The following is a 23,855-nucleotide window of genomic DNA, read 5'->3' as shown; positions in this document are numbered from 1 at the left end:
GTCCGCCGACAAAACAATCGCCCTGATCTGCCCGCAAACACATCGCAGGGTTCCACTTCTGTAGCTCGCGGTGGAATGCCGTCGCAGCTCTGGCGGGGCTTCGCTGTTTGCGTCCCTAATTTGGGCGACCACCGCAACACGCCTACCGCTCTGCGCAGTCAGAGCCTACCTTTTTGGCATGGTTCAAACCCGAGGAGAGGCCCATGACCCGACAAACCAAAGGACGCGGACAGCGATATAACAGCATTCTGGACACGGTGGGCGATACCCCGGTGGTGCGTCTTAATCGCATTGCGCCCGATCATGTGAACATGTTCGTCAAGTTTGAAGCCGCAAACCCGGCGGGCTCCGTGAAAGACCGTCTGGCCCTCAATATCATTGAAGCCGCAGAGAAAGACGGCCGTCTGCAGCCCGGGCAAACCGTTGTTGAGGCGACCTCCGGCAACACCGGCATTGGTCTCGCCATGGTCTGTGCCGCCAAAGGATATCCGTTGGTGATCACCATGTCCGAGGCTTTCTCGGTTGAGCGCCGCCGTCTGATGCGGTTCCTGGGCGCAAAAGTTGTGCTGACACCAAAGGCACAAAAAGGCTTTGGCATGTACACCAAAGCAAAAGAACTGGCAGATGCAAACGGCTGGTTCCTGGCCAGTCAGTTTGAAACTGCCGACAACGCCGACATGCACGAACACACCACCGCGCGCGAAATCCTCAATGATTTTGCCGGGGAGCAGCTTGATTATTGGGTCACGGGCTATGGCACCGGCGGCACGGTTGCCGGGGTGTCCCGCGTGCTGCGCCGCGAAAGCCCGCAGACCAAGATCATCCTGTCCGAGCCAACCAACGCCGCGCTGGTGGACTCAGGCTATGTGAACACCCGCAACGACGCCCATCAGGCCACCGAAAGCCACCCATCCTTTGAGCCGCATCCGATCCAGGGCTGGACCCCTGATTTCATTCCATGGGTGTTGCAGGAAGCGCTCGACAACAATGGCTTTGATCAGCTGATCAAAGTGTCAGGGCCGGATGGCATCAAATGGTCCCAGCGCCTCGCCGCTGAAGAGGGGATCTTCACAGGCATCTCCGCCGGCGCCACTTTGGCCGCAGCGATTGAGGCTGCCAAAGATGCCCCCGAAGGCGCAAACATTCTCGTCATGCTGCCCGACACCGGAGAGCGCTATCTGTCCACCCCCCTCTTTGACGGCATTGCTGAGGAGATGAGTGACGCAGAGATCGAAATCTCCAAATCCACGCCCAGCGCGCAGCTCTAATATCCAGGGCCACGCACATAGAACCGCACAAACAAAAAGGGCCGCTCCATCGGGGCGACCCTTTCCGTAATCAGTTATCGAAGCGATCAGCCGTTCACGCTGTCTTTCAGCGCTTTGGCGATGGTCATTTTCACAACCTTGTCGGCTTCTTTCTTGATCTGCTCGCCAGTCGCTGGGTTGCGAACCATACGCTCAGGGCGCTCGCGGCAGTAGATTTTGCCAACACCCGGCAGAGTCACTGCGCCACCTGCGGAAACTTCGCGGGTGATCAACGCGCAAACGGCTTCCAGAGCTGCGCCTGCGGATTTCTTGTCAGAGCCCATGTCTTCGGCCAGAGCAGCAACGAGTTGGGTCTTGGTCATCGGTTTTGCCATTTCAGGTCTCCATTAGTCTGCCCGAATATTGGGCCTCATGGCGGGCATTTAACGGGATATGGTGGGTGAACACAACAAATTGTGATGCCAAAAACCGTGTTTTTTATGGGTTTTCCACAGGTTTCCGTAGGGTCAAAGGAAGGCAGTCTCGTCAAATGACCGCAATTTCCGCGAATGCAACCGCTCAAGTGGCATTTCCCTCAAACGCTCCATTGCACGAATTCCAATCAGCAAATGGCGCGCCACCTGCGTCTTATAGAAGTCACTGGCCATTCCGGGAAGCTTCAATTCGCCGTGCAGAGGTTTGTCACTCACGCACAGTAATGTCCCATATGGCACGCGAAAGCGATACCCATTTGCAGCAATTGTGGCACTTTCCATGTCCAGCGCAATCGCCCTGCTCTGGCTCAGACGCTGCACCGGCCCGGTATGCTCGCGCAACTCCCAGTTGCGGTTGTCGATTGTCGCCACGGTGCCCGTCCGCATCACACGCTTCAGCTCATAACCGGACAGTTTGGTGACATTGGCCACCGCCTCTTCCAAAGAGGTCTGCACCTCCGCCAGCGCCGGAATGGGCACCCATACCGGCAGGTCGTCATCCAGCACGTGATCTTCACGCAGATAGGCATGCGCCAGCACAAAATCCCCAAGGCTCTGCGAATTGCGCAGACCCGCACAATGCCCCACCATGATCCAGGCGTGCGGACGCAAAACGGCGATATGGTCGGTGGCCGTCTTTGCATTTGACGGGCCAACCCCGATATTCACCAGTGTGATGCCAGAGCCATCCGCGCGCTTCAGGTGATAGGTCGGCATTTGCGGCTGCTTATCAACCGGCGCAATTGGGGTCTCCGCATCAGAGATCTCCACATTTCCGGTGCTGACAAAGCTGGTGTAGCCGCTCTTTTCATCCGCCAGCATAGCGCGCGCGTAAGCTTCAAACTCGGTCACATAGAACTGGTAGTTGGTGAACAGCACATGGTTCTGAAAATGCTCCGGATCCGTCGCCGTATAATGGCTCAGACGTGCCAGCGAGTAATCCACACGCTGTGCCGTAAACGGAGCCAGATGCCCCACGCCGTTTTCGTCGGGCCCGGCGGTGCCATTCACAATGTCATCATTGGTGGTCGACAAATCGGGCACATCAAAGATGTCGCGCAGGGTGAAATCCGCCGCCCCTTCCTGTGGCACGGTCATATCGGTCCGCGCCGCCACTGCGAAATGCACCGGAATGGGCGTGCTGGAAACACCCACCATCACGCCCACTTTGTGATTGCTCAACAACAGCGCAATCTGCTGCTCCAGATAGTGCCGGAACAAATCCGGCCGCGTGATCGTCGCTGCATGCACTCCGGGCTCCGCCACGTGGCCGAAACTCAAACGGCTGTCCACCTGCGCAAAGCTTGTCGTGGTGATGCGGATTTCCGGATAAAACGCACGAATGCGATGCCCGTCCGGCCCTTTGCGCAGCGCGCGGCGGAACTGGTCGCACAGATATGTGGTCGCAATGGTATACAGCTCTTCCAACCGATCCACCGCCGCCTTGGCATCAGTGAAGGTTTCGTGAGCTGGCACAGCGGGGGAATGTACAGGAATACTCTGTGGTGTCATTGCGCAGCCTTAATCACGTCGGTCATTTCAAATTTGGTCACATCCACCAGCCCGAGGTCAGAGATCCTGAGTTCCGGGATCACAACCAAAGCCAATAGCGAATGCTGCATATAAGCGTTGTTGAGCGTACAGCCGCAAGCCTCCATCGCCTCAACCATATTCTGCGCCTTGGCGGCCACTTCGACCGCTGGAGCATCTGACATCAAACCGGCGATGGGCAGCTCGACCAAGGCAATCTCTTCGCCATCTTTGAAGACGGTGACACCGCCGCCAACTTCGCCCAGTCGGTTGGCCGCTTTCGCCATCATCTCGCGGTCGGTGCCGACCACGATCATATGGTGGCTGTCATGCGCCACTGTCGAAGCCATCGCCATTTTCCCTTTGTAGCCAAAGCCAGACACAAAGCCGTTGGTCACGCCGCCGGTGCCAAGGTGGCGCTCCACCAAAGCAATCTGACAGACATCCTGTGCGAGATCACCTTCCACCACACCGTCAACCACGGAAAGCTCCGCGGTCAGCGCCTTGGTTGGGGCTTGGTTCTCGATCACGCCAATCACATTTGCTGTAACTTGGGACACACCATCCGGAGCGCTGACCACAAAGTCCTCCGCCCCGCGCGCACGGCCAAGGTTCACAGTCTGGCGCGCATGCGCAGGCCAATCATAATGCGGGCAATCCACAAGCACCTCCCCCGCCTTGGCCACGGTCACGCCCCGCGCGATCACATGCTCAATCGGCAGCGTCTTCAGATCGCTTGTCAGGATCACATCCGCCCGTCTTCCGGGTGAAATAGAGCCTAAATCACGTTCCAAGCCAAAGTGCGTGGCAGTGTTGATCGTGGTCATCTGCAGCGCCACCACCGGATCACATCCACAGTCAATCGCATGACGCACCACGCGGTTCATATGCCCATCATTCACCAGGGTGCCGGAATGGCAATCATCGGTGCACAGGATGAAGCTGCGCGGATCCAACCCCTTCTCGGTCACTGCCGTGATCTGGGTCTCAACATCATACCAGGCACTGCCGAGCCGCATCATAATGCGCATACCCTGACGCACCCGCGCAATCGCATCCGCCTCGCAGGTGCCTTCGTGATCATCCGCAGGCCCACCCGCCGCATAGGCATGGAAATCCTTGCCAAGATCAGGAGAGGCATAATGCCCGCCCACGGTCTTACCCGCCTTCTGCGTGGCGGCGATCTCGGCCAGCAACTGCTGGCTGCCGTTGATCACGCCCGGGAAGTTCATCATTTCCCCAAGCCCGATGATCCCCGGCCAGCTCATCGCCTCCGCCACATCATCGGGGCCAATCTCATAGCCTGTGGTTTCAAGCCCGGGCGCGGAAGGCGCGCAGCTTGGCATCTGCGTGAAGATGTTGATGGGCTGCATCAGCGCCTCATCATGCATCATTTTCACGCCTTCAAGACCCAGCACATTGGCAATCTCATGTGGGTCGGTGAACATCGTTGTGGTGCCATGCCCGATCACCGCGCGGGCAAACTCCGCTGGCGTCAGCATTCCGCTTTCGATGTGCATATGACCGTCACACAGACCGGGGATCATAAAGCGCCCTTCTGCCTCAATGATCTCTGTATCTGCGCCGATGCAATGGCTGGCATCCGGCCCGACATAGGCAATGCGCCCGGCAATGACCGCAATGTCATGATCCGGCAGCACTTCGCGGGTGTGCACATTCACCCACTGGCCTTTGCGAATAACGAGATCTGCAGGGGAGCGCCCTGCGGCGACGGCGACAAGCTGTGGGGCCACATCAGCCCAGCTTTGAAATTGCATATGTTCCATGGCCCAAGGTGCCACGCGATTTCAGCAGGTTCAAGCGGCTGTCGTTTGAAGCTTTTGTAAAAGATGTTTCTCGCAAATTTTGAAACCCTCACGCGCAATTTACCTGCGCTCAAGGTGCATTTGCGACGTCGCAAATGTCTTAGACCAGCAAATTTATGCCATGCTGAGGTGACCTTAGGGAGAGAGACATCATGGCCATCACCAACATTCGACCCAACATGGAACATTGGCAGGCGCGCGTGGATCTCGCCGCCGCCTTCCGCTGGACGGCTCGCCTCAACATGCACGAAGGCGTCGCCAATCATTTCAGCCTCGCCATAAATGAAGACGGCACCCGCTTTCTGATGAACCCGAACCAGCGCCACTTCGCGCGGATCAACGCCAGTGATCTGATCGAAGTCGACGCCAATGACCCGGATGCGCTGACCGGCGCTGATGCGCCGGACCCCACCGCCTGGGGCCTGCACGGCGGCATCCACCGCGCCTGCCCGCACGCGCGCTGTGTGATGCATGTGCATTCGATCTTCGCCACTGTGCTGGCCAGCTTGGCCGACTCCCGCCTGCCCCCGATCGACCAGAACTGCGCCACCTTTTTTGACCGCTATGTGATCGATGACGGCTACGGCGGTCTGGCCTTTGAGGACGAAGGCGCACGCTGTGCCGCGCTGCTGACGGACCCGAAACAGAAGGTCATGATCATGGGCAACCACGGCGTCTTGGTGATTGGCGACACGGTCGCAGACACCTTCAACAGGCTCTATTATTTCGAACGCGCCGCCGAAACCTACATCCGCGCGCTGCAAACCAGCCAGCCCTTGCGGGTACTGTCAGACGAGATTGCCGAGAAAACCGCGCAGGAGCTGGAAGCCTACCCGGAGCAGGATGTGCGCCACCTGCAGGAACTCAAAGCCATTCTGGACGGGGAGGGCGATCCCTACGCCACCTGAACCTCGCCAAGATCAAAGGGAGCCAGCGCCATGCCACATGACTACGCCACTGATGATGAAGCCCAACGCTGGCACTACCGCCCGCCACAGCCGGTGCGCCTGAACCCGGTGTTTGAATGGCCACCCAAACCGCGCGCCATCCTGCAATGGTATCGCGGCGCATGGCTCATGCTCACCGCGCTTACGGTGCCGTTCATGATCGCAGTGCTCATCTATGTGATGGTTCTGCCGCCGCTCGCAGATATGGCGCAGTTCCATTGGTCCTGGGTGCTCACCGTCTGGCTCATGAACGTTATCCCTCAAACTGTGGTCGCAGGAGGGCTGCATTGGTGGCTCTACATGCGCAAAGGCCAGGGCATGCGCAAAAAATTCGACAAGCGCGACCTCACCCGCAAAAACGGCACCTTTACTTTCAACAATCAGGTGCTCGACAACATCTGGTGGACATTGGGCAGCGCCATGACCGTCGCGACAGTGTATCAGTGTCTGATTTTCTGGGTCATGGCCAATGGATGGATCCCAACCCTCAGCTTCACCCAAGCCCCAGTACTCTTTGTGCTCTGGCTTGCGCTGATCCCCATGTGGTCCGGCCTGCACTTTTATTGGGTCCACAGGCTGGAGCATCATCCCAAGCTCTACAAACACGTGCATGCGGTGCACCACCGCAATGTCAACGTCGGCCCATGGTCAGGCATTTCCAATCACTGGTATGAAAACAGTCTCTATTTCACCACATATTTCATCCACCTGATCATTCCGTCAGGCCCGCTGCACCTGCTGTTTCACAGCTATTTTCAGCAAATCAGCCCGGTGTTTTCCCATTGTGGCTTTGAAAAACTAATCGCCAAAGACGCCGAGGTTGCCAAATCCGGAGACTTCTTTCATCAGCTGCACCACCGCTATTTTGAGTGCAACTACGGCACCTCTGAGATCCCGTTTGATAAGTGGTTTGGTACCTTCCATGACGGCTCCGCCGATGGCACTCGCCGCACGCGCGCTCACAAAAAGCAGATGTACACGCGCTAATCAACCGCTCTGGCGCAACGCCCGCGGCGTTGTGCCAAAGGTCTCCTTGAACGCCCGTGTCATGGCGGCCGGAGTCTGATAACCCGCGCGAAGGGCGATTTCAGCCACGCTCAGATCTGTCTCTGCCACAAGCTTGCGCGCCAGATTGAGCCGCATACGCCGATATACCGCAGTCGGCGGTGCGCCCAATTCCGCACGCATCCGGCTCTCAAGTGTCTTCTGTGTGGCTCCAGCCCGCGCCGCCACCTGCCCGATGCTGAGCGGCGCTTCCAGATGCTCCTGCATGACCCCCAGCGCGCGGCTCACCAATCGCCCCGCTGGGCTGGCGCCCCCGCTGTGAGAGCGCGCGCTGTCGCGCGTCATGAACAGCTGCGCCACCTCCAACGCCAAGGCCTGCCCATGCGCCTGCCCAATCAAATGCAACACCAGATCAAACGCCGCCATTGCCCCCGAACAGGTGATCCGATTGCCGTCGATCACAAACCGCTCGCGCACCACCTCAACATCCGGAAACCGCTCCTCAAAGGGCGTCAGCTCCTCCCAGTGGATCGTGGCACGCCGCCCTTCCAGCAACCCGGCCTCCGCCAACAGCCAACTGCCCGTATCCATGGCCGTGATGACCGGAAAGCGTTTGTCCGCCGCCCTCAAGGCCGCCTGCGTGACCCATCCACCGAGATCCCGAAACCCGTAAGAGGGCATCACAATCAGCATATCCCCCGTGGCCTCCGCGATACGCCCATGCGGCGCGACGGACAGGCCAGAGGAGCTCTCCACCGGCGCCCCTTCCAGAGAGAAAAACTGCCACAGGAACAGCGCCTTGCCGGAAAGCATATTGGCCGCACGCATAGGCTCAATCGCATTAGCAAGGCAGTGATTGGAAAATCCATCAAACAGCAGAACCCCGACCTTCTGCACTGCGGCGTGATGATTTTCCCAAATTCGCATGATTTGGGGATATTTCTGCATGATACTCTCCGTCAAGCCAAAGGACGATTTCTGCGAAACAGGATTGGAGCGTGGCACATGCAATTTGGCCTGACCGAAGAACAGGAGATGATTGTCTCCACCGTCCGCAGCTTTGTGGAGAACGAGATTTACCCCCATGAGGCAGAGGTCGAACGCACGGGCCAGGTGCCACATGAGCTCGGCGAGGAGATAAAACAGAAGTGCATCGACCTTGGATTTTACGCCTGCAACTTCCCCGAGGAAGTCGGCGGCGCCGGATTGTCTCATCTGGATTTCACTCTGGTTGAGCGCGAACTGGGGCGTGGCTCCATGGCGCTCACCCATTTCTTTGGCCGCCCGCAAAACATCCTGATGGCCTGCAACGACGAGCAGCGCGAACGCTATCTTCTGCCCGCTGTGCGCGGCGAAAAAATGGACGCTTTGGCCATGACAGAGCCTGATGCGGGTTCCGATGTGCGCGGCATGAAGTGTCAGGCCCAGCGCGACGGAGGGGATTGGGTCATCAACGGCTCCAAACATTTCATCTCCGGCGCAGAACATGCGGATTTCTTCATCGTCTTCATCGCAACCGGTGTCGATGACACGCCTAAAGGCCCCAAAAAGCGCATCACCACCTTCCTCGTGGACCGCGGCACGCCCGGCTTTGATGTGCGCGAGGGCTACAATTCCGTCAGTCACAAGGGCTACAAAAACTACATCCTCTCCTTTGATGACTGCCGCCTGCCCGATGCGCAGGTGCTCGGCGAGGTCGATGGTGGTTTCGCCGTGATGAACGAATGGCTCTACGCCACCCGTCTCACCGTCGCCGCCTTCTCCGTGGGCCGCGCGCGCCGCTGTTTTGACTACGCCTTAAACTATGCGGCTGAGCGCAAACAATTCGGCCAGCCCATCGGCAAATTCCAAGGCGTCGGCTTTCAGATCGCCGATATGATCACCGAAATTGACGCTGCCGACTGGCTCACCCTCGCGGCCGCCTGGCGTCTGGACAACAACCTGCCCTCCAACCGCGAAATCGCCTCCGCCAAACTCTACGCCTCAGAGGCGCTTGCCCGTGTCACCGACGCCACCCTGCAGATCTTTGGCGGCATGGGTCTGATGGACGATTTCCCAATCGAGCGTTTCTGGCGCGACGCGCGTGTGGAACGCATCTGGGATGGCACTAGCGAAATCCAGCGCCACATCATCAGCCGCGATCTTCTACGGCCGCTCGGCGCATGATGGAAAACGTTGTGTTGCCTCCCCGACTGCGGCACAACCTCGGAAAAGATCCGAGGGGAGCGCCACATGAAACCTGTCGTCACAATCACCTATTGCGTGGGTTGCAAATGGCTCCTGCGCGCCGGCTGGATGGCGCAGGAACTGTTGCAGACATTTGGCGAAACCCTCGGCGGCGTGACCATCGCACCAGCCGAGGTTCCGGGGACTTTCAAGATCACTGTGGACGGCACACTCCTTTGGGATCGCAAACGCGAGGGTGGCTTTCCGGAAGCCAAAGAATTGAAACAACGCCTGCGCGACGTGATCGAACCGGAAAGGGATCTCGGCCACTCGGATCGCTAGAGGCAAGGTCTCCTGAAGGCGCCAAAAGTCAGAGCGAGAGGGCGGTATCATGACCCGCGATCTCTCAAGGCTGATCCGCCCGAAATCCATTGCCGTGATCGGCGGCGGCGCATGGTGCGTTGAAGTCATTCGCCAATGCGAGAAAATTGGCTTCTCCGGAGACATCTGGCCGGTTCATCCCAAAGCCGAGTCTGTGTTGGGCCTGCCCGCCTACGCTGACATCGCCGCCCTCCCAGCACCACCTGACGCCACCTTCATTGGCATCAATCGCCACGCCACCATCCAAGCGGTTGCCGAGCTCTCAGAGCTGGGCGCAGGCGGCGCGGTCTGTTTTGCCTCTGGCTTTTCCGAGGCCGCGTCCGAGGACGCCACGGGAGCCAACCTTCAGGACGCGCTGATCACGGCCGCGGGTGAAATGCCCATTCTTGGCCCCAACTGCTACGGCCTCATCAACGCACTGGATGGCGCCGTGCTTTGGCCCGACCAGCACGGATGTCACCAAGTGGACAAGGGCGTGGCCATCCTCACCCAAAGCTCAAACATCGCCATCAATCTCACCAACCAGCGCCGCGGCCTGCCCATCGCCTATGTCGCCACGTGCGGAAACATGGCGCAGCTCAATCAGGCGGAAATCGCCACCGCCTTTCTGGATGACCCACGTGTCACCGCGATTGGCCTGCATATCGAGGGTTTCACCGATCTGCGTGCCTGGGAGGCTTTTGCGCACAAGGCCTATGAAAAAGGCGTCCCGATCGTCGCTCTCAAAGTTGGCGCCAGTGACGAGGCGCAGGACGCAACCATCTCCCACACCGCTTCCCTGGCGGGGAGTGATGTGGGCGCGCGCGCCTTGATGTCGCGCCTTGGCTTTGCCCGCGTGACAGAGCTTCCCGTGTTTCTCGAAACCCTCAAGCTCCTGCATATGGTCGGTGTCCCGAAAGGGCGCAACATCGCCTCGATCAGCTGTTCGGGCGGCGAGGCCAGCCTGATGGCCGACACCGCGCTTGGCACAAATCTGCGCTTCGCCCTGCTCACGCAAGACCAAATCCAAGAGCTGCGCGATGTGCTTGGCCCGATGGTCGCCCTGGCCAATCCGCTGGACTATCACACATACATCTGGCGCGACGAAGCGGCGATGACACGCGCCTGGGCTGCCATGATGACGCCCGACACCGCCATGACGTTCACCGTGGTCGACTACCCGCATGAAAACCGCATGGATTGGGATTGCGCTACCGCAGCAGCCATTGGCGCACGTAAACGCACAGGACGTCCAATAGCCGTGGTTGCAAGCCTGCCTGAACTCATGCCCCCTGATGTGGCAAAAGAACTGACTTCAGGTGAAGTAGTGCCTTTCTTTGGCCTACACGAAGCGCTCGCAGCAACAGATGCGGCGGCCAGCATAACTGCTCCAGCAGCCCTCCCTCTCACCCTCCCCCGCGCACCCTCAAATGCCGCCGTGCTCAGTGAAGTGGAAGCAAAACGCGCGCTCGCCGAACATGGGCTGGATATCCCGGCGCACCAATCAGCCGCCCGCGAAGACATTGGCAATCTCGCCAAGCTTGCGAAAAACCTCTCGGCCCCTCTCGTGCTCAAAGGTCAGGGCATCGCCCACAAAACCGAAGCCGGAGCCGTCAAACTCAACCTGACACCAGAAGATCTCGATACTGCGGCTGCTGCCATGCCAAGTGATCACTTCCTGATTGAAGAGATGGTCGATGGTGGGGTGGCTGAGCTGTTGATCGGCATCACCCGTGATCCGGCACATGGTTTTGTGCTCACACTGGCAGCAGGCGGCGTGCTCACGGAACTGATGGAAGACAGCGTATCACTTCTCGTTCCAGCAGATCGAGATCACCTATATCAGTCTCTAATGCAGCTGAAATCAGCGAAATTGCTAAATGGCTACCGTGGAGGCGACGCTGCCAACATAGAGGCTATTCTCGATGCAACAGAGGCGCTTCAAGCCTATGTCCTTGCCAACGCTTCCACCTTGGAAGAGGTTGAAATCAACCCGCTGATCTGCACGCCCACACGTGCTGTGGCTGCAGATGCGCTGATACGAAAGGAAATGTCATGACCGACAGTCCCGTAAAAACCCGGCGCGACGGTGCCATCCTTGAGGTCACCTTGGACCGCCCCAAAGCCAACGCCATCGATCTTGTTACCAGCCGGATCATGGGCGAGGTCTTTCGCGACTTCCGCGATGATCCCGACCTGCGCGTGGCCATTCTCACGGGCGGCGGCGAGAAATTCTTCTGCCCTGGTTGGGACCTGAAAGCCGCCGCAGACGGCGACGCGGTGGATGGTGACTATGGCGTTGGCGGCTTTGGTGGCCTGCAAGAGCTGCGCGATATGAACAAGCCGGTGATTGCCGCCGTGAACGGTATTGCCTGCGGTGGCGGGCTGGAGCTCGCTCTCTCTGTCGACATCATCATCGCCGCCGACCATGCGTCCTTTGCGCTGCCCGAAATCCGCTCCGGCACTGTCGCGGATGCGGCCTCTGTGAAATTGCCCAAACGCATCCCGTATCACATCGCCATGGAGCTCCTTCTGACAGGGCGCTGGTTTGATGCCGAAGAGGCTCACCGCTGGGGGCTCGTGAATGAAATTGTGTCAGCAGCCACCCTGATGGACCGAGCATGGGAGCAGGCCCGCCTGCTCGCCTCCGGCCCACCGCTGGTCTATGCCGCGATCAAGGAGATCGTGCGCGACGCGGAGGACGCCAAATTCCAGGACGCGATGAACCGCATCACCCAGCGCCAGCTGCGCAGCGTTGATGTGCTTTACGACAGCGAGGATCAGCTCGAAGGCGCCCGTGCCTTTGCGGAAAAACGGGACCCTGTCTGGAAGGGCAAGTGAGCCGACCGGACATCCATGATCTCGCGCGGTTTCTGCCCCAACAGGCAGAGACCCACACGCAGGCTTTGGCCGAACTCACCGCCGGTCACAAAGTCACCCATTGGATCTGGTGGGAGTTGCCGCAGCTGCGCATTTTGGGTCGTTCACAACGCGCCTACGACTACGGTCTGGCAGATCTCAGCGAGGCCACCCCCTACCTCAACCACCCGCTGTTGGGGCCTCACCTCATTGAGATGTGCAACGCTTTACTCCGGCACAGCGCAACACCCATCGCCGACATATTGGGGTCGGTGGACGCGCTCAAGGTCCGCAGCACGGCGACGCTCTTTGCTTCCATCGACAATGCCGACCCGGCGTTTACCGAAGTGCTCACGATGTTCTACGGCGGGCAAAAATGCCCCGAAACCGAGGCTCATATTCAGCGCTTTCGAAACAACGCCACATAACCCGTATCATCCTTATGTGCGCCGGTGGCATGCGCCCCGTAAAACCGTATCTCCGGCAAACGCAGGTCCACTATCTGCCCTGCAAGGCCGTCTAGTTTTTGCGCAAATCCGCATGTCTCAAAATGCGCCCCATTGATCGACAACGCCAAAAGTCCACCTGCCCGCGTAACCCGCAACAACTCATCCAGAGCGTCAGGTCCCACATGACCATTTGTAAAAGTGCCGGAGCTGACAACCCCGTCATAATGACCGTCCGAAACCGGCAAACCGAGGGTTACATCCGCAGCAAATAGGCTGGAATAGACTCTCTTTTTCTGTGCGACGTCCAACATTTCAGTCGAAATATCGGTGCCATCAACCAGCGTCACCCCAAGCGCTGTGAGCGCCTGCCCACACAGCCCGGTTCCGGCACCAATATCCAATACGGCTCCACCTCCGCCTGCATCGACAAAATGCTCCGCCACTTTTTTGGGCAGTACATAATCAGATGCCTCAGCAACCCCGCGTCGTAGGTTTCCGCCCATGCGGCATAGAGGCGTCGGGAATCCTCCGGCGTTTTAAGCGCATAGGCCGCGTCCAGATCAGGTTTCGATTTTGCACACATGCGTTATCTCACCCCATCATCATGCCTAAAATCAACCCCGCCCCCTTGCCCCTCCTGACAGGGAAAGGCACTGTGCCCCCATGAGCAAAACCCTCCTCTCCCTAGGCCATGGATATTCCGCCCAGGCACTGGCAAAGCGTTTGCTGCCCCAGGGTTGGACCATCCTTGGCACCCACCGCGACCCGGATCAGGCTGACAAGCTGCGCGCCCAAGGGGTCACCCCTCTTAATTGGCCGATCAATTTTGACGAGGCGTTGCAGAACGTCACCCATGTTCTCAGCTCGATCCGTCCGGATGATGACGGCGATCCCGTGCTGCAGATTGGTCGCGATGCGCTTCAGGCGGCCGCGCCACGGCTGGAATGGGTTGGCTACCTCTCCACCACGGGGGTTTACGGCGATATGGATGGCGGCTGGGTGGACGAAGAGACCCCGCTTGATCCCGGCGGCATCCGCGGCCAGATGCGTGTGAAAGCAGAGGCTGAATGGTCCTCCGTGCCAAACCTGCCGCTGCATATTTTCCGCCTCGCAGGCATCTACGGCCCCGGCCGCGGCCCGTTTGCAAAACTCCGCCGCGGCACCGCGCGCCGGATCATCAAGAAAAATCAGGTGTTTTCCCGCGCCCATGTGGATGACATCGCACGTGTTCTTGAGGCGTCAATGCTGGCTCCAAATCCGGGGCGCATCTACAACGTCTGTGACGACACCCCGGCCCCGCCGCAGGACATACTCGCCTACGCAGCAGAGCTTCTGGGCATGGATACGCCTCCGGAAATCCCCTTTGAAGAAGCGGATATGAGCCCGATGGCGCGCAGCTTTTATTCAGACAGCAAACGCGTGCGCAACACCCGCATCAAAGAAGAACTCGGCGTCGCGTTGAAATACCCCAACTACCGGGATGCGCTTAAAGCCATGCTGGAAGAAGAACAACGCTAACGCGCTAGGCGAAGCGACAAACTCAGAGCGTCACCCGGGCCATATCCTGGCCCCGGCGCTCCAATGTCTTCTCATTCGGAAAATATCCCGGGGTGGCCACCGCTTGCGGTGGCAGGGGCAGCGCCCCTATCCACCCTTTGCCTCAGAGCCTCAGGCCCGCTTGCTACCCAGCGACACCACACCCAGCACATCCAGCACTTTGGCCTCAATGTGCTCCGCATTCATCGCAGCAATATCATACATCGTCTTTGGGCTCGCCTGATCGATGAAAATATCCGGCAGCACCATAGAGCGGTACTTCAGCCCCTCGTCAAACACGCCTTCCTCGGCTAAGAGCTGCGCCACATGGCTGCCAAAGCCGCCCACTGCGCCCTCTTCGATGGTGATCAACGCTTCATGATTGGTTGCGAGCTCCAGAATCAGCGCCTTATCAAGCGGCTTTGCAAACCGCGCATCCGCGATGGTCGGCGCGATGCCTTTGGCCGAGAGCGCCTCAGCGGCTTTCTTGGCCTCTTCCAGGCGCGTGCCAAAGCACAGAAGCGCCACGCGGCTGCCCTCCTGCACCATCCGGCCTTTACCGATCTCTAGAATCTCGCCGCGCTCCGGCACATCCACGCCCACGCCTTCACCGCGCGGATAGCGGAAGGCAATCGGCCCCTCGTCATGCGCCGCAGCCGTGGCCACCATATGTTTCAGCTCCGCCTCATCCGCCGCAGCCATCACCACCATGCCCGGCAGATTGGCCATAAAGGCCACGTCAAAGCTGCCCGCATGCGTCGCCCCATCCGCGCCCACCAGCCCGGCACGGTCGATCGCAAATCGCACCGGAAGACGCTGGATCGCCACATCATGCACAACCTGGTCATAGCCACGCTGCAGGAAAGTCGAATACATCGCACAGAACGGTTTCATCCCGCCCGCCGCGAGAGCTGCAGAAAAAGTCACCCCATGCTGCTCGGCAATCGCCACATCAAAACAGCGGCTGGGATAGCGCTCGGCAAAAAGGTTCAGCCCGGTGCCATCTGGCATCGCAGCGGTCACCGCACAAATCCGGCTGTCCTCTGCGGCCTCTTGCACCAGCGCTTCCCCAAAGACCGAGGTATAGCTCGGCGCATTGGACGGCGCTTTGAACTGTTTGCCGGTCACCACGTCAAATTTCGCCGTGGCATGACCTTTGTCGCGTGCGGCCTCCGCCGGGGCATAGCCTTTGCCCTTCTTGGTGATCACATGCAGCATCACCGGCCCGGTCGCCCGCTGGCGCAAAGTCCGCAGAAGCGGCAGCAGCTGGCTCATGTCATGGCCATCAATCGGCCCCACATAGCTGAAACCGAGCTGTTCAAACAACGTGCCGCCCACAGCCATGCCCTTCAGCATATCCTTGGCGCGTTTCGCCCCTTCGCGGAACGGCTCCGGCAGCAGGCTCACGGCCCCTTTGGCAGCGGATTTGAACTCCTGAAACGGCTCCCCCGCATAGAGGCGTGAAAGATACTCGCTCATCGCCCCGACAGGCGGCGCAATCGACATATCATTGTCGTTCAGCACCACAAACATCCGCTTGCCCAGATGACCTGCGTTGTTCATCGCTTCATAAGCCATGCCCGCCGTGATCGAGCCATCGCCGATCACCGCAATCGCATCGCCAAGTCCGCCGTCACATTGCCCGCCCAGATCACGCGCCGTGGCAAAGCCCAGCGCGGCAGAAATAGATGTAGAGGAATGCGCCGCACCAAAGGGGTCATAGACACTCTCGCTGCGCTTGGTGAAACCCGACAGGCCGTCCTGCTGGCGCAGCGTGCGAATGCGGTCCCGCCGCCCCGTCAGGATCTTATGCGGATAACACTGGTGGCCCACGTCCCAGATGATCTTATCACGCGGTGTCTCAAACACCGAATGCAACGCAACGGTCAGCTCCACAACACCAAGACCCGCACCTAGGTGCCCGCCGGTCTCACTGACCGCAGAGATGGTCTCCGCACGCAGCTCATGGGCCAGCGCCGTCAACTCGCTGTCAGAAAACCGTTTCAGGTCTTCCGGATGGGTGACCTGATCCAGGAGTGGCGTCTGGGGTCTGGCTGACATGGGGCGTCCTCCGCTTAGCTGTCTCGCGAGATAACGAAGCGCGCCGCCTCCCGCAAGGCATCAGCATCCTTACCATAGGAGGAAAGCGCGTCACAGGCATCTGCCACAAGGTCGCGGGCGCGCGCTTTGGCGCCTTCCAGACCCAAAAGCGAAACAAAGGTCGCCTTACCGGCCTCCGCATCTTTGCCAACCGCCTTGCCAACTTTGGCCGCGTCGCCTTCCACATCCAGAATGTCATCAGCAATCTGGAACGCCAACCCAAGATCGGTGGCATAGCGCATCAGCGGCGCGGTCTCCGCCTGCGCCATCACCGCGCCTGCGGTGGCGGACCAGGCAATCAACGCGCCAGTCTTACCGGCCTGCAATCGGGTGATCTCTTCGAGCGTCAAAGGCGCAGGTGCCGTTTCAGCCGCAATATCAAGCGCCTGCCCCAAAACCATCCCCTGCGCGCCCGCTGCACGGGCCAACGTCACGGTCAGCTCTGCGCGCACCACCGCCTCCGGGTGGCATTCCTGCCGGCTCACACATTCAAACCCAAGCGTCTGCAAGGCGTCGCCCGCCAAAACAGCGGTGCACTCGTCCCATTTCACATGGGTGGTCGGCAGCCCCCGACGCATGTCATCATCATCCATGCAGGGCAGATCATCATGCACAAGCGAATAGGCATGGATCGCCTCAATCGCCGTGGCAGGCCAAATCGCATGCTCGGCAGCCACGCCATGCAGGCGCGCACTTTCCAGCACCAGAAACGCCCGAAGCCGCTTTCCGCCCGCACTGGCATAGCGCATGGCCTCCACCACCGGCAAATCGCCCAGAGGCGCCATCACATGCTGCAAATGGGCCTCAAGCTGCTGGGCGGCCTCTTTCAATCTGGTCTCAAACATGATCCGGCGAGTCCTTTATCAAAGGCGCAGCGGCCTCACATCCCCTCAACCGGGGTCAAACCGGCCGGATTTCCGTTGCCATCCAAGGTGATCGCCGCCACCTTTTCCTCAGCCTCTTTGAGCTTGGCCTCACAACGCGCCTTCAACGCCGCGCCGCGCTCATAAAGGGCAATGGATTTCTCCAACTCCACGTCGCCGCGTTCCAGCTGGCCCACAACCTGCTCCAGCTCCCGCATGGCCGCTTCAAAGCTCATCTCTTCCACAGGCGTGTCACTCATCCGGCTCTCTCCATCAAAACGCTGACATGTGCGGCCACCGAAGCCGCAAGCGCGTTCAGATCATATCCCCCTTCCAAAGTCGAGACCACCCGACCTTCGGCATGTTGTTCCGCCACATCGCAGAGCCGCTCTGTCAGCCAGGTAAAGTCATCTTCCCGCCAATTGAGCTGCGCCAGAGGATCGTCGGCATGGGCATCAAAGCCTGCCGAAATGATCACCAGCTCGGGCTCGAACCGCGCCAGCGCGGGAAACACCTCCGCTTCGTAGGTGGCGCGCATCAACCGCCCGTCGCTATGCGGGGGCAACGGCAGGTTCATCACATTGTTATGTCCGCCGGTCTCTTCCGGCATACCTGTGCCGGGCCAAAGCGGGTTCTGATGGCTGCCGACAAAAAGGCTGCGGCTCTCATTCCACAACAGATCCTGCGTGCCATTGCCGTGATGGACGTCAAAATCCACCACTGCCACACGGCTCAGCCCATGGCGCTCCAGCGCATGTTTCGCCGCGATGGCCGCATTACCAAACAGGCAAAATCCCATGGGTGTGGATGTCTCCGCATGATGCCCCGGTGGACGACAGGCCACAAAAGCATTGCCCACCTCACCTGCAAGCACCGCATCCACCGCAGCAATGCAGCCGCCAATCGCATGACGCGCCGCTGCCAGCGACCCCGGCGACATATGCGTATCAGCGTCCAACGCCACAGTACCGTTTGCTGGGGCAGCCGCCGCAATGGCATCAAGATGTGTTTGGGGATGGCACAGCAGAATATCATCATCGCTGCAGGCAGGCGCGTCCCGACGATCCAGCGCCGCAAAACTCGGCCCCTTCAGCGCCGCCATGATGTGCTCAATCCGCGCCACCTGTTCCGGATGCCCGCTTGGCGTCACATGCCCCAATGAACTCTCGTGACCAAAAAGCGCTGTTGTCATCGCTGCCCCCTTCCTCTTGCTCTAAATATCCCCGCCGGAGGCTTATAATTTGATGCTCAAACGCCTCAATCTGGCGCCAGCATATAGCCCGCACCACGCACCGTCTGCAGATAGCGAGGCTGTTTTGGATCTTCTTCAATCTTGCGCCGCAAACGTGTGATCTGCACATCCACCGCCCGTTCCTGCGCCTGACCTTTGTCGCGGCCAAGCTCTTCCACCAGCGTGCCCCGGCTGATCGGCTCGCCCGGCGTTTTGGAGAATATGCGCATCAACTGACTTTCGGTGGCGGTCAGGCGCACAGGCTCCTCGCCCTGCCACATCTCCCCGCGATCAATGTCATAGCGGATGTCGCCCAGATGCAGCACCTTGGGCACCGTCGCCGCCTCATCGACTTCCGGCATGCGCCGCAAAATCGCGTTGATGCGCAGCAACAGCTCTTTGGGTTCAAACGGCTTGGCCAGATAGTCATCCGCCCCTGCTTCCAGACCGGCAATCCGGTCTTCTGTCTCGCCCTTCGCGGTCAACAGCAGCACAGGGGTTTCGGAGTCCTCGCGGAGGCTGCGCGTCAGGCTCACGCCATCCTCGCCCGGCATCATCACATCCAGCACAAGCAGATCGAAATCCAGCCCCGACAAAATGCGGCGCGCATGATCTGCGTCACGCGCGGCGGTCACCAGAAATCCGTGCCGCATCAAAAATTTACGCAGCAAGGTGCGGATGCGTTCATCGTCATCCACAATCAGCAAATGCGGGGCAATGTCATTCATGCTCTGGTTTCCTCATTGGCCTATTATTGACCGGTCTCCCGCAACGACAAATACTGCCGACGCAGCTCGCCGTCCATCATCGACTCAAGCACACGGCGGAACCCCGCGACTGCCTCCGGTCCGGCATCGCGGAACGCGCTGCGCATGCGGGTGCGCTGGGAGTCCGACAGACGGTTCTCCAAGGCTACACCAGCCTCGGTTAAATAGAGGTTGCGCTCACGCCGGTCAGACGTGCCCACCCGGCTCTCCACGAGCCCGTCCTCGATCAAGGTACGCAACACACGGTTGAGTGACTGCTTGGTTACCCCCAGCATCGCCAGCAGGTTGGTCACCGTGGTGCCCGGCGCGCGGTTGATGAAATGGATCGCCCGATGATGCGCCCGCCCGTAAGCCATGCTCTCCAGAATACGGTCCGGATCCGCGGTAAAACCGCGATAGGCGAAATACATCGCCTCAATGCCCTGACGCAGCTGCTCGTCGGTGAGATAGAGCAAGCTTTCGCTGCGTATGCCCTCGCCCATGATACCTCCTGAGATCACAATTGACCGCTTTGCCCGTCACAATACGTCAGCTTTGTTGACACTCCAAGTCCTAACTGATAGCGAATCGCAGGATTTGCGCAACTTTGTGACCGGATCGGCCATTTACGGCGCAACAAATGAAAACTGAGATGAGCTCTGAAAGGCGAAAGGAACGACCATGGCGGGTGCATATGACGATCGTGACGGCGTCATCTGGATGGATGGCGAATTTGTGGACTGGCGCGAGGCCAAGGTCCACGTCCTGAGCCACGCGCTGCATTACGCCAGCTCCGTGTTTGAGGGCGAGCGCGCCTACAACGGCAAAATCTTCAAAAGCCACGAACACAACCTACGCCTGTTCAAAAGCGCCGAAGCGCTGGACATGCCGATGCCACTCTCCCTTGAGGAGCTGGAAGCGGCCAAGCTGGAAACCCTGAAGAAGTCCGGCCTGCAAGACGCCTATGTGCGCGTGGTTGTGTGGCGCGGTTCCGGTGACGACATGGGTGTCGCCTCTGCGGCCAACCCGGTGCGCGTGGCCATCGCGGTTTGGCCCTGGGGCGCATACTACGGCGACGCCAAGATGCAGGGCGCCAAGCTCGACATCGCAGAGTGGAAACGCCCCAGCCCGGAAACCATTCCGGTGCACGCCAAGGCCGCAGGTCTCTACATGATCTGCACCATCTCCAAGCACAAAGCCGAAGCCAAGGGCTGCTCTGACGCGCTCTTCATGGATTACCGCGGCTATGTGGCGGAGGCGACCGGCGCAAACATCTTCTTTGTGAAAGACGGCGAAGTGCACACACCGACGCCTGATTGCTTCCTCAACGGCATCACCCGTCAGACCGTGATCGGCATGCTGAAAGACAAAGGCATCAACGTGATCGAGCGTCACATCATGCCCGAAGAGCTGGCCGACTTTGAGCAGTGCTGGCTGACCGGCACCGCCGCCGAAGTGACCCCGGTGGGCCAGATTGGCGACTACACCTTTGAGGTTGGCGACATCACCCGCGACATCGCGGAATCCTACGAAAAGCTTGTTCGCTCCTAAGGCGACACAATCTGCGAAATGATCAGGGGCCTGCGGGCCTCTGATTTGTTTTGGGCCTCTGCCTTGCCATCCCAGAGCCTCCAGTCCAGTGTTGCCGCACCTTACGTCAGCGTCGGACACCCCCATGAACCCTCTCAAAGGCATCGCCCTGAAAATCTGCGCCATCGCGCTGTTTTCCATCATGGCCGCGCTGATCAAAGCCACCGCCTCTGATGTCCCCGCTGGCCAAGCGGTGTTTTTCCGCTCCTTCTTTGCCCTCTTCGTGATTTTTGGCTGGCTGATCTACCGGGGCGAGATGCCTCAGGGCCTGCGTGTCAAAAACGGCATGGGCCATGTCTGGCGCGGGGTGATCGGCACCACCTCCATGGGGATGAACTTCGCCGCCCTTGGCCTTTTGCCGCTGCCCGAAGTCACCGCCATCGGCTTTGCCGCCCCGCTGCTCACAGTGATTTTTGCCGCCATGTTCCTGGGTGAAGAGGTCCGCGCGTTCCGACTGTCCGCGGTCGGTCTGGGCCTTGTAGGGGTGACCATCGTGCTCTGGCCCCGCATCACCATCTTTGACGAAAGTCAGGCCGCGACGCTGGCCACGTTGGGGGTCATGCTGGTGCTCGGCTCTGCCGCCTTCCGCGCGCTTGCCCAGATCCACATCCGCAAACTTGTGCAGACCGACCAGACCTCGGCGATTGTCTTCTACTTCTCGCTCACCGCGACCTGCCTGTCCCTGCTCACGCTGCCCTTCGGCTGGGTGATCCCCACATGGGAGCAGGCCATCATGCTCACCATCGCGGGCCTCATCGGCGGGTTTGCACAAATCCTGCTGACCTCCTGCTACCGCTTTGCCCCCGCCTCCGTGGTGGCCCCATTTGACTATGTGGCCATGCTGTTTGCCCTGCTCATCGGCTACGTCTGGTTTGCCGAAGTGCCCACACCGCAGATGCTGATTGGCGCGGCTGTGGTGATCCTTGCGGGCTTCCTGATCATCTGGCGGGAACGCCAGCTTGGCCTCAAGCGCGGCAAAGCACGCCCCGGCATCACACCGCAGGGATAGTCAAGTCTATCGACAAATCTGCCTTGGAAAATTCCGCGCCCCGGGGATCACCCCGCGAACGTCGACGGGCTCAGCTCCAGCTGTCTGGCAGAACAATGCCCAGCTCACTCGCCAAAACCGCTGCATAGCGGCGCATATTGGCGACACGCTCCTTAGCGATGGCTTTGCCTGTCTGGGTCAACATATCTTCCGGCAAACGGAACAGCTTCTCCGGCCAATGATCCAACGCAAAGGCGCCATCGTCCAAGTCGCGCGATGTGGCAAACGGATCCTGCGGATCATACAGCGGCGTGCCCAAAGCCCCGCTCACCGCAAAAGTGCGGGCAATCCCGATCATGCCCAGCGCATCCAGCCTGTCCGCATCCCGCAGTATCCGAGCCTCTTTGGATTTAGGTGCAAGTCCGGCTGAAAAGCTATGTGCCGCAATCGCGTGCTGCGTGGCTGCAACTTGATGATTGTCAAACCCCAATTCGCGCAGAACAGGCGCGGCGGCCGCAGCTGCCAATGTGCTGGCCTTGGATCGATTCGGGGCATTTTTGGGCAGGTTCACCAGATCATGCAGATAAGCCGCACCCAGAAGGATTTTCAGATCCACTTCGCCTTCGGAACGGGCCAGCCGCTGCGCATTGGACCAGACACGATCCAGATGCGCCAGATCATGGCCGCTGTCCTGTGCCATGCGCTCTGCAGCGACGTCTCGCAGCGCCGTTCTCAGCTCCTGCAATTCCGTCCCGTCCAGCATCAGCCAATCTTACCCTGATTTTCTCCGACCTGACCGCGATGGAGCAGCAGGTGATCAAGAATGACACAGGCCATCATCGCCTCGCCCACCGGCACCGCACGGATGCCCACACAGGGATCGTGCCGCCCTTTGGTGATCACTTCAGTCGGGCTGCCATCTTTGCGGATCGACTTGCGCGGGGTGAGGATAGAGCTTGTCGGCTTCACCGCAAAGCGCACCACAACGTCCTGACCCGTGGAAATCCCACCCAGAATGCCGCCCGCATGGTTGGAGGAGAACACCGGCTGACCATCATTGCCCATGAAAATCTCATCCGCATTTTCCGAGCCTTTCAACCCGGCGGCTGCCATGCCTTCACCGATCTCCACACCTTTGACGGCGTTGATCGACATCATCGCTGCGGCCAGATCTGTGTCGAGCTTACTGTAAATCGGTGCACCGATCCCGGCAGGCACATTGCGCGCCACCACCTCGATCACGCCGCCGACACTGTCATGTTCCTTGCGCAGCGCCTGCAGGTAGTCTTCCCACTCCTGCGCCACATCGGCTGACTGTGGAATCCAGAAGTCATTGCGGTCAATCGCATCCCACTGGAAATTCTCGCGGTCGATCTCAAGCGCACCCATCTTGGTCATGTAGCCCTTGATCTCAAGATCGGGGGCCAGCGCCTTGATCGCTTCACGCGCAATGCCGCCCGCGGCCACGCGTGCTGCTGTCTCGCGCGCAGAGCTGCGCCCGCCGCCGCGGTAGTCGCGATTGCCGTATTTCAGATGATAGGTGATGTCGGCGTGGCCGGGGCGAAACGTCTGGCTGATCTCGCCATAATCGCGGCTGCGCTGATCGGTGTTCTCGATCATCAGCTGGATCGAGGTGCCTGTGGTCTTGCCCTCAAACACACCCGACAGGATTTTCACTGCATCCGGCTCATTGCGCTGGGTGGTGTTCTTGTTCTGACCAGGACGGCGCTTGTCCAACCAATGCTGCAGCATCGCCTCATCCACAGGCACACCGGGAGGGCAGCCATCCACGGTCGCGCCCAGCGCAGGCCCATGGCTTTCACCCCAGGTGGTGACGCGGAAAAGGTGTCCAAAGCTATTCATCGACATGCGCAGGCTCCTGTTTGTGGCACCTTTAAACAGAATGCGCGCTATGGGG

General features: G+C 59.7%; 24 protein-coding genes. 11 read left to right on the top strand and 13 right to left on the bottom strand.

Annotated elements, in window-relative coordinates:
* Positions 1-203: 203 nt before the first annotated feature.
* Complete coding sequence (cysK, locus tag J7412_RS02085; protein WP_209076565.1) at positions 204-1,268, top strand: cysteine synthase A; 1,065 nt, start codon at positions 204-206, stop codon at positions 1,266-1,268.
* Between the two features lie 86 nt (positions 1,269-1,354).
* Here the strand turns inward: cysK and J7412_RS02080 are convergent, their stop codons facing one another.
* The 3 genes from J7412_RS02080 to ade all read right to left on the bottom strand — a co-directional run bounded on the left by J7412_RS02080 (position 1,355) and on the right by ade (position 5,058).
* Positions 1,355-1,642 carry an HU family DNA-binding protein gene (locus J7412_RS02080; protein WP_209058508.1) on the bottom strand — a complete coding sequence of 96 codons (288 nt, stop codon included), beginning with the start codon at positions 1,640-1,642 and terminating at the stop codon, positions 1,355-1,357.
* Between the two features lie 132 nt (positions 1,643-1,774).
* Positions 1,775-3,253, bottom strand: coding sequence for an AMP nucleosidase (locus J7412_RS02075; protein WP_209076562.1), 1,479 nt, complete (start codon positions 3,251-3,253; stop codon positions 1,775-1,777).
* Positions 3,250-5,058: an adenine deaminase gene (gene ade, locus J7412_RS02070; protein WP_209076559.1), complete on the bottom strand. Its 1,809-nt coding sequence runs from the start codon at positions 5,056-5,058 to the stop codon at positions 3,250-3,252. Before ade ends, J7412_RS02075 begins: the two co-directional genes overlap by 4 nt.
* 191 nt (positions 5,059-5,249) lie before the next feature.
* On the opposite strand from ade, the gene J7412_RS02065 reads away from it, so the two are divergent.
* Both J7412_RS02065 and J7412_RS02060 read left to right on the top strand, forming a co-directional pair.
* Positions 5,250-6,005, top strand: coding sequence for a class II aldolase and adducin N-terminal domain-containing protein (locus J7412_RS02065; RefSeq protein WP_209076557.1), 756 nt, complete (start codon positions 5,250-5,252; stop codon positions 6,003-6,005).
* A 30-nt stretch (positions 6,006-6,035) separates the two neighbouring features.
* The gene (locus J7412_RS02060) at positions 6,036-7,031 is read left to right on the top strand and encodes a sterol desaturase family protein (RefSeq protein WP_209076554.1); all 996 of its coding nucleotides are present in this window, start codon (positions 6,036-6,038) and stop codon (positions 7,029-7,031) included.
* Here the strand turns inward: J7412_RS02060 and J7412_RS02055 are convergent, their stop codons facing one another.
* Positions 7,032-7,997, bottom strand: coding sequence for a GlxA family transcriptional regulator (locus J7412_RS02055; protein ID WP_247743722.1), 966 nt, complete (start codon positions 7,995-7,997; stop codon positions 7,032-7,034). It abuts the gene before it with no gap.
* A gap of 57 nt (positions 7,998-8,054) precedes the next feature.
* Here J7412_RS02055 and J7412_RS02050 point away from each other — a divergent pair, with 57 nt between their 5' ends.
* From J7412_RS02050 to J7412_RS02030, 5 genes are all read left to right on the top strand, one after another.
* Positions 8,055-9,215 carry an acyl-CoA dehydrogenase family protein gene (locus tag J7412_RS02050; RefSeq protein ID WP_209076551.1) on the top strand — a complete coding sequence of 387 codons (1,161 nt, stop codon included), beginning with the start codon at positions 8,055-8,057 and terminating at the stop codon, positions 9,213-9,215.
* 66 nt (positions 9,216-9,281) lie between these two features.
* Complete coding sequence (locus tag J7412_RS02045) at positions 9,282-9,557, top strand: SelT/SelW/SelH family protein (RefSeq protein WP_209058495.1); 276 nt, start codon at positions 9,282-9,284, stop codon at positions 9,555-9,557.
* Between the two features lie 49 nt (positions 9,558-9,606).
* Positions 9,607-11,634: an acetate--CoA ligase family protein gene (locus tag J7412_RS02040; protein ID WP_209076549.1), complete on the top strand. Its 2,028-nt coding sequence runs from the start codon at positions 9,607-9,609 to the stop codon at positions 11,632-11,634.
* The gene (locus J7412_RS02035; RefSeq protein ID WP_209076547.1) at positions 11,631-12,416 is read left to right on the top strand and encodes a carnitinyl-CoA dehydratase; all 786 of its coding nucleotides are present in this window, start codon (positions 11,631-11,633) and stop codon (positions 12,414-12,416) included. The genes J7412_RS02040 and J7412_RS02035 overlap by 4 nt, the downstream gene beginning before the upstream one ends.
* A complete protein-coding gene (locus J7412_RS02030) occupies positions 12,413-12,862 on the top strand; it encodes a DUF1810 family protein (protein ID WP_348540452.1) in 450 nt (149 codons plus the stop codon). Before J7412_RS02035 ends, J7412_RS02030 begins: the two co-directional genes overlap by 4 nt.
* On the opposite strand, the gene J7412_RS02025 is transcribed toward J7412_RS02030, so the two are convergent.
* Positions 12,835-13,284 (bottom strand): class I SAM-dependent methyltransferase, encoded by a 450-nt coding sequence (locus tag J7412_RS02025; RefSeq protein WP_348540451.1) that lies wholly within the window; start codon positions 13,282-13,284, stop codon positions 12,835-12,837. The two genes, J7412_RS02030 and J7412_RS02025, sit on opposite strands and share 28 nt — an antisense overlap.
* Positions 13,285-13,546: 262 nt before the next feature.
* Between J7412_RS02025 and J7412_RS02020 the strand changes: the two genes are divergently transcribed.
* A complete protein-coding gene (locus J7412_RS02020) occupies positions 13,547-14,401 on the top strand; it encodes an SDR family oxidoreductase (protein WP_209076545.1) in 855 nt (284 codons plus the stop codon).
* Positions 14,402-14,551: 150 nt separating this feature from the next.
* On the opposite strand, the gene dxs is transcribed toward J7412_RS02020, so the two are convergent.
* From dxs to J7412_RS01990, 6 genes are all read right to left on the bottom strand, one after another.
* Entirely contained in the window at positions 14,552-16,480 is a 1,929-nt protein-coding gene (gene dxs / locus J7412_RS02015) for a 1-deoxy-D-xylulose-5-phosphate synthase (RefSeq protein WP_209076543.1), read from the bottom strand.
* 14 nt (positions 16,481-16,494) lie between these two features.
* Positions 16,495-17,364 (bottom strand): farnesyl diphosphate synthase, encoded by an 870-nt coding sequence (locus J7412_RS02010; RefSeq protein ID WP_209076541.1) that lies wholly within the window; start codon positions 17,362-17,364, stop codon positions 16,495-16,497.
* A gap of 35 nt (positions 17,365-17,399) precedes the next feature.
* Positions 17,400-17,642: an exodeoxyribonuclease VII small subunit gene (locus J7412_RS02005; RefSeq protein WP_168590799.1), complete on the bottom strand. Its 243-nt coding sequence runs from the start codon at positions 17,640-17,642 to the stop codon at positions 17,400-17,402.
* Positions 17,639-18,574, bottom strand: coding sequence for a histone deacetylase family protein (locus J7412_RS02000; RefSeq protein WP_209076539.1), 936 nt, complete (start codon positions 18,572-18,574; stop codon positions 17,639-17,641). Before J7412_RS02000 ends, J7412_RS02005 begins: the two co-directional genes overlap by 4 nt.
* Before the next feature lie 65 nt (positions 18,575-18,639).
* Positions 18,640-19,341, bottom strand: a complete 702-nt coding sequence (locus J7412_RS01995; protein WP_209076537.1) for a response regulator — start codon at positions 19,339-19,341, stop codon at positions 18,640-18,642.
* Positions 19,342-19,364: 23 nt separating this feature from the next.
* On the bottom strand, positions 19,365-19,862 hold the full coding sequence (locus tag J7412_RS01990; RefSeq protein WP_209058472.1) for a MarR family transcriptional regulator: 498 nt from the start codon (positions 19,860-19,862) through the stop codon (positions 19,365-19,367).
* 178 nt (positions 19,863-20,040) lie between these two features.
* Here J7412_RS01990 and J7412_RS01985 point away from each other — a divergent pair, with 178 nt between their 5' ends.
* Entirely contained in the window at positions 20,041-20,910 is an 870-nt protein-coding gene (locus tag J7412_RS01985) for a branched-chain amino acid aminotransferase (RefSeq protein WP_209076535.1), read from the top strand.
* A gap of 124 nt (positions 20,911-21,034) precedes the next feature.
* Positions 21,035-21,958, top strand: a complete 924-nt coding sequence (locus J7412_RS01980) for a DMT family transporter (RefSeq protein WP_209076532.1) — start codon at positions 21,035-21,037, stop codon at positions 21,956-21,958.
* Positions 21,959-22,028: 70 nt separating this feature from the next.
* Here J7412_RS01980 and J7412_RS01975 read toward each other — a convergent pair whose 3' ends face one another.
* Both J7412_RS01975 and aroC read right to left on the bottom strand, forming a co-directional pair.
* Entirely contained in the window at positions 22,029-22,700 is a 672-nt protein-coding gene (locus J7412_RS01975; protein WP_209076530.1) for an HD domain-containing protein, read from the bottom strand.
* Positions 22,700-23,806, bottom strand: coding sequence for a chorismate synthase (gene aroC, locus J7412_RS01970; RefSeq protein ID WP_209058462.1), 1,107 nt, complete (start codon positions 23,804-23,806; stop codon positions 22,700-22,702). Before aroC ends, J7412_RS01975 begins: the two co-directional genes overlap by 1 nt.
* Between the last annotated feature and the right edge of the window lie 49 nt (positions 23,807-23,855).

Origin of the sequence: Shimia sp. R9_3 (genome assembly GCF_017743755.1) — a bacterium.
GTDB lineage: Bacteria > Pseudomonadota > Alphaproteobacteria > Rhodobacterales > Rhodobacteraceae > Shimia.
Note: the sequence above shows the minus strand (reverse complement) of the source record. Positions and strands in the feature narration are given on the sequence as shown.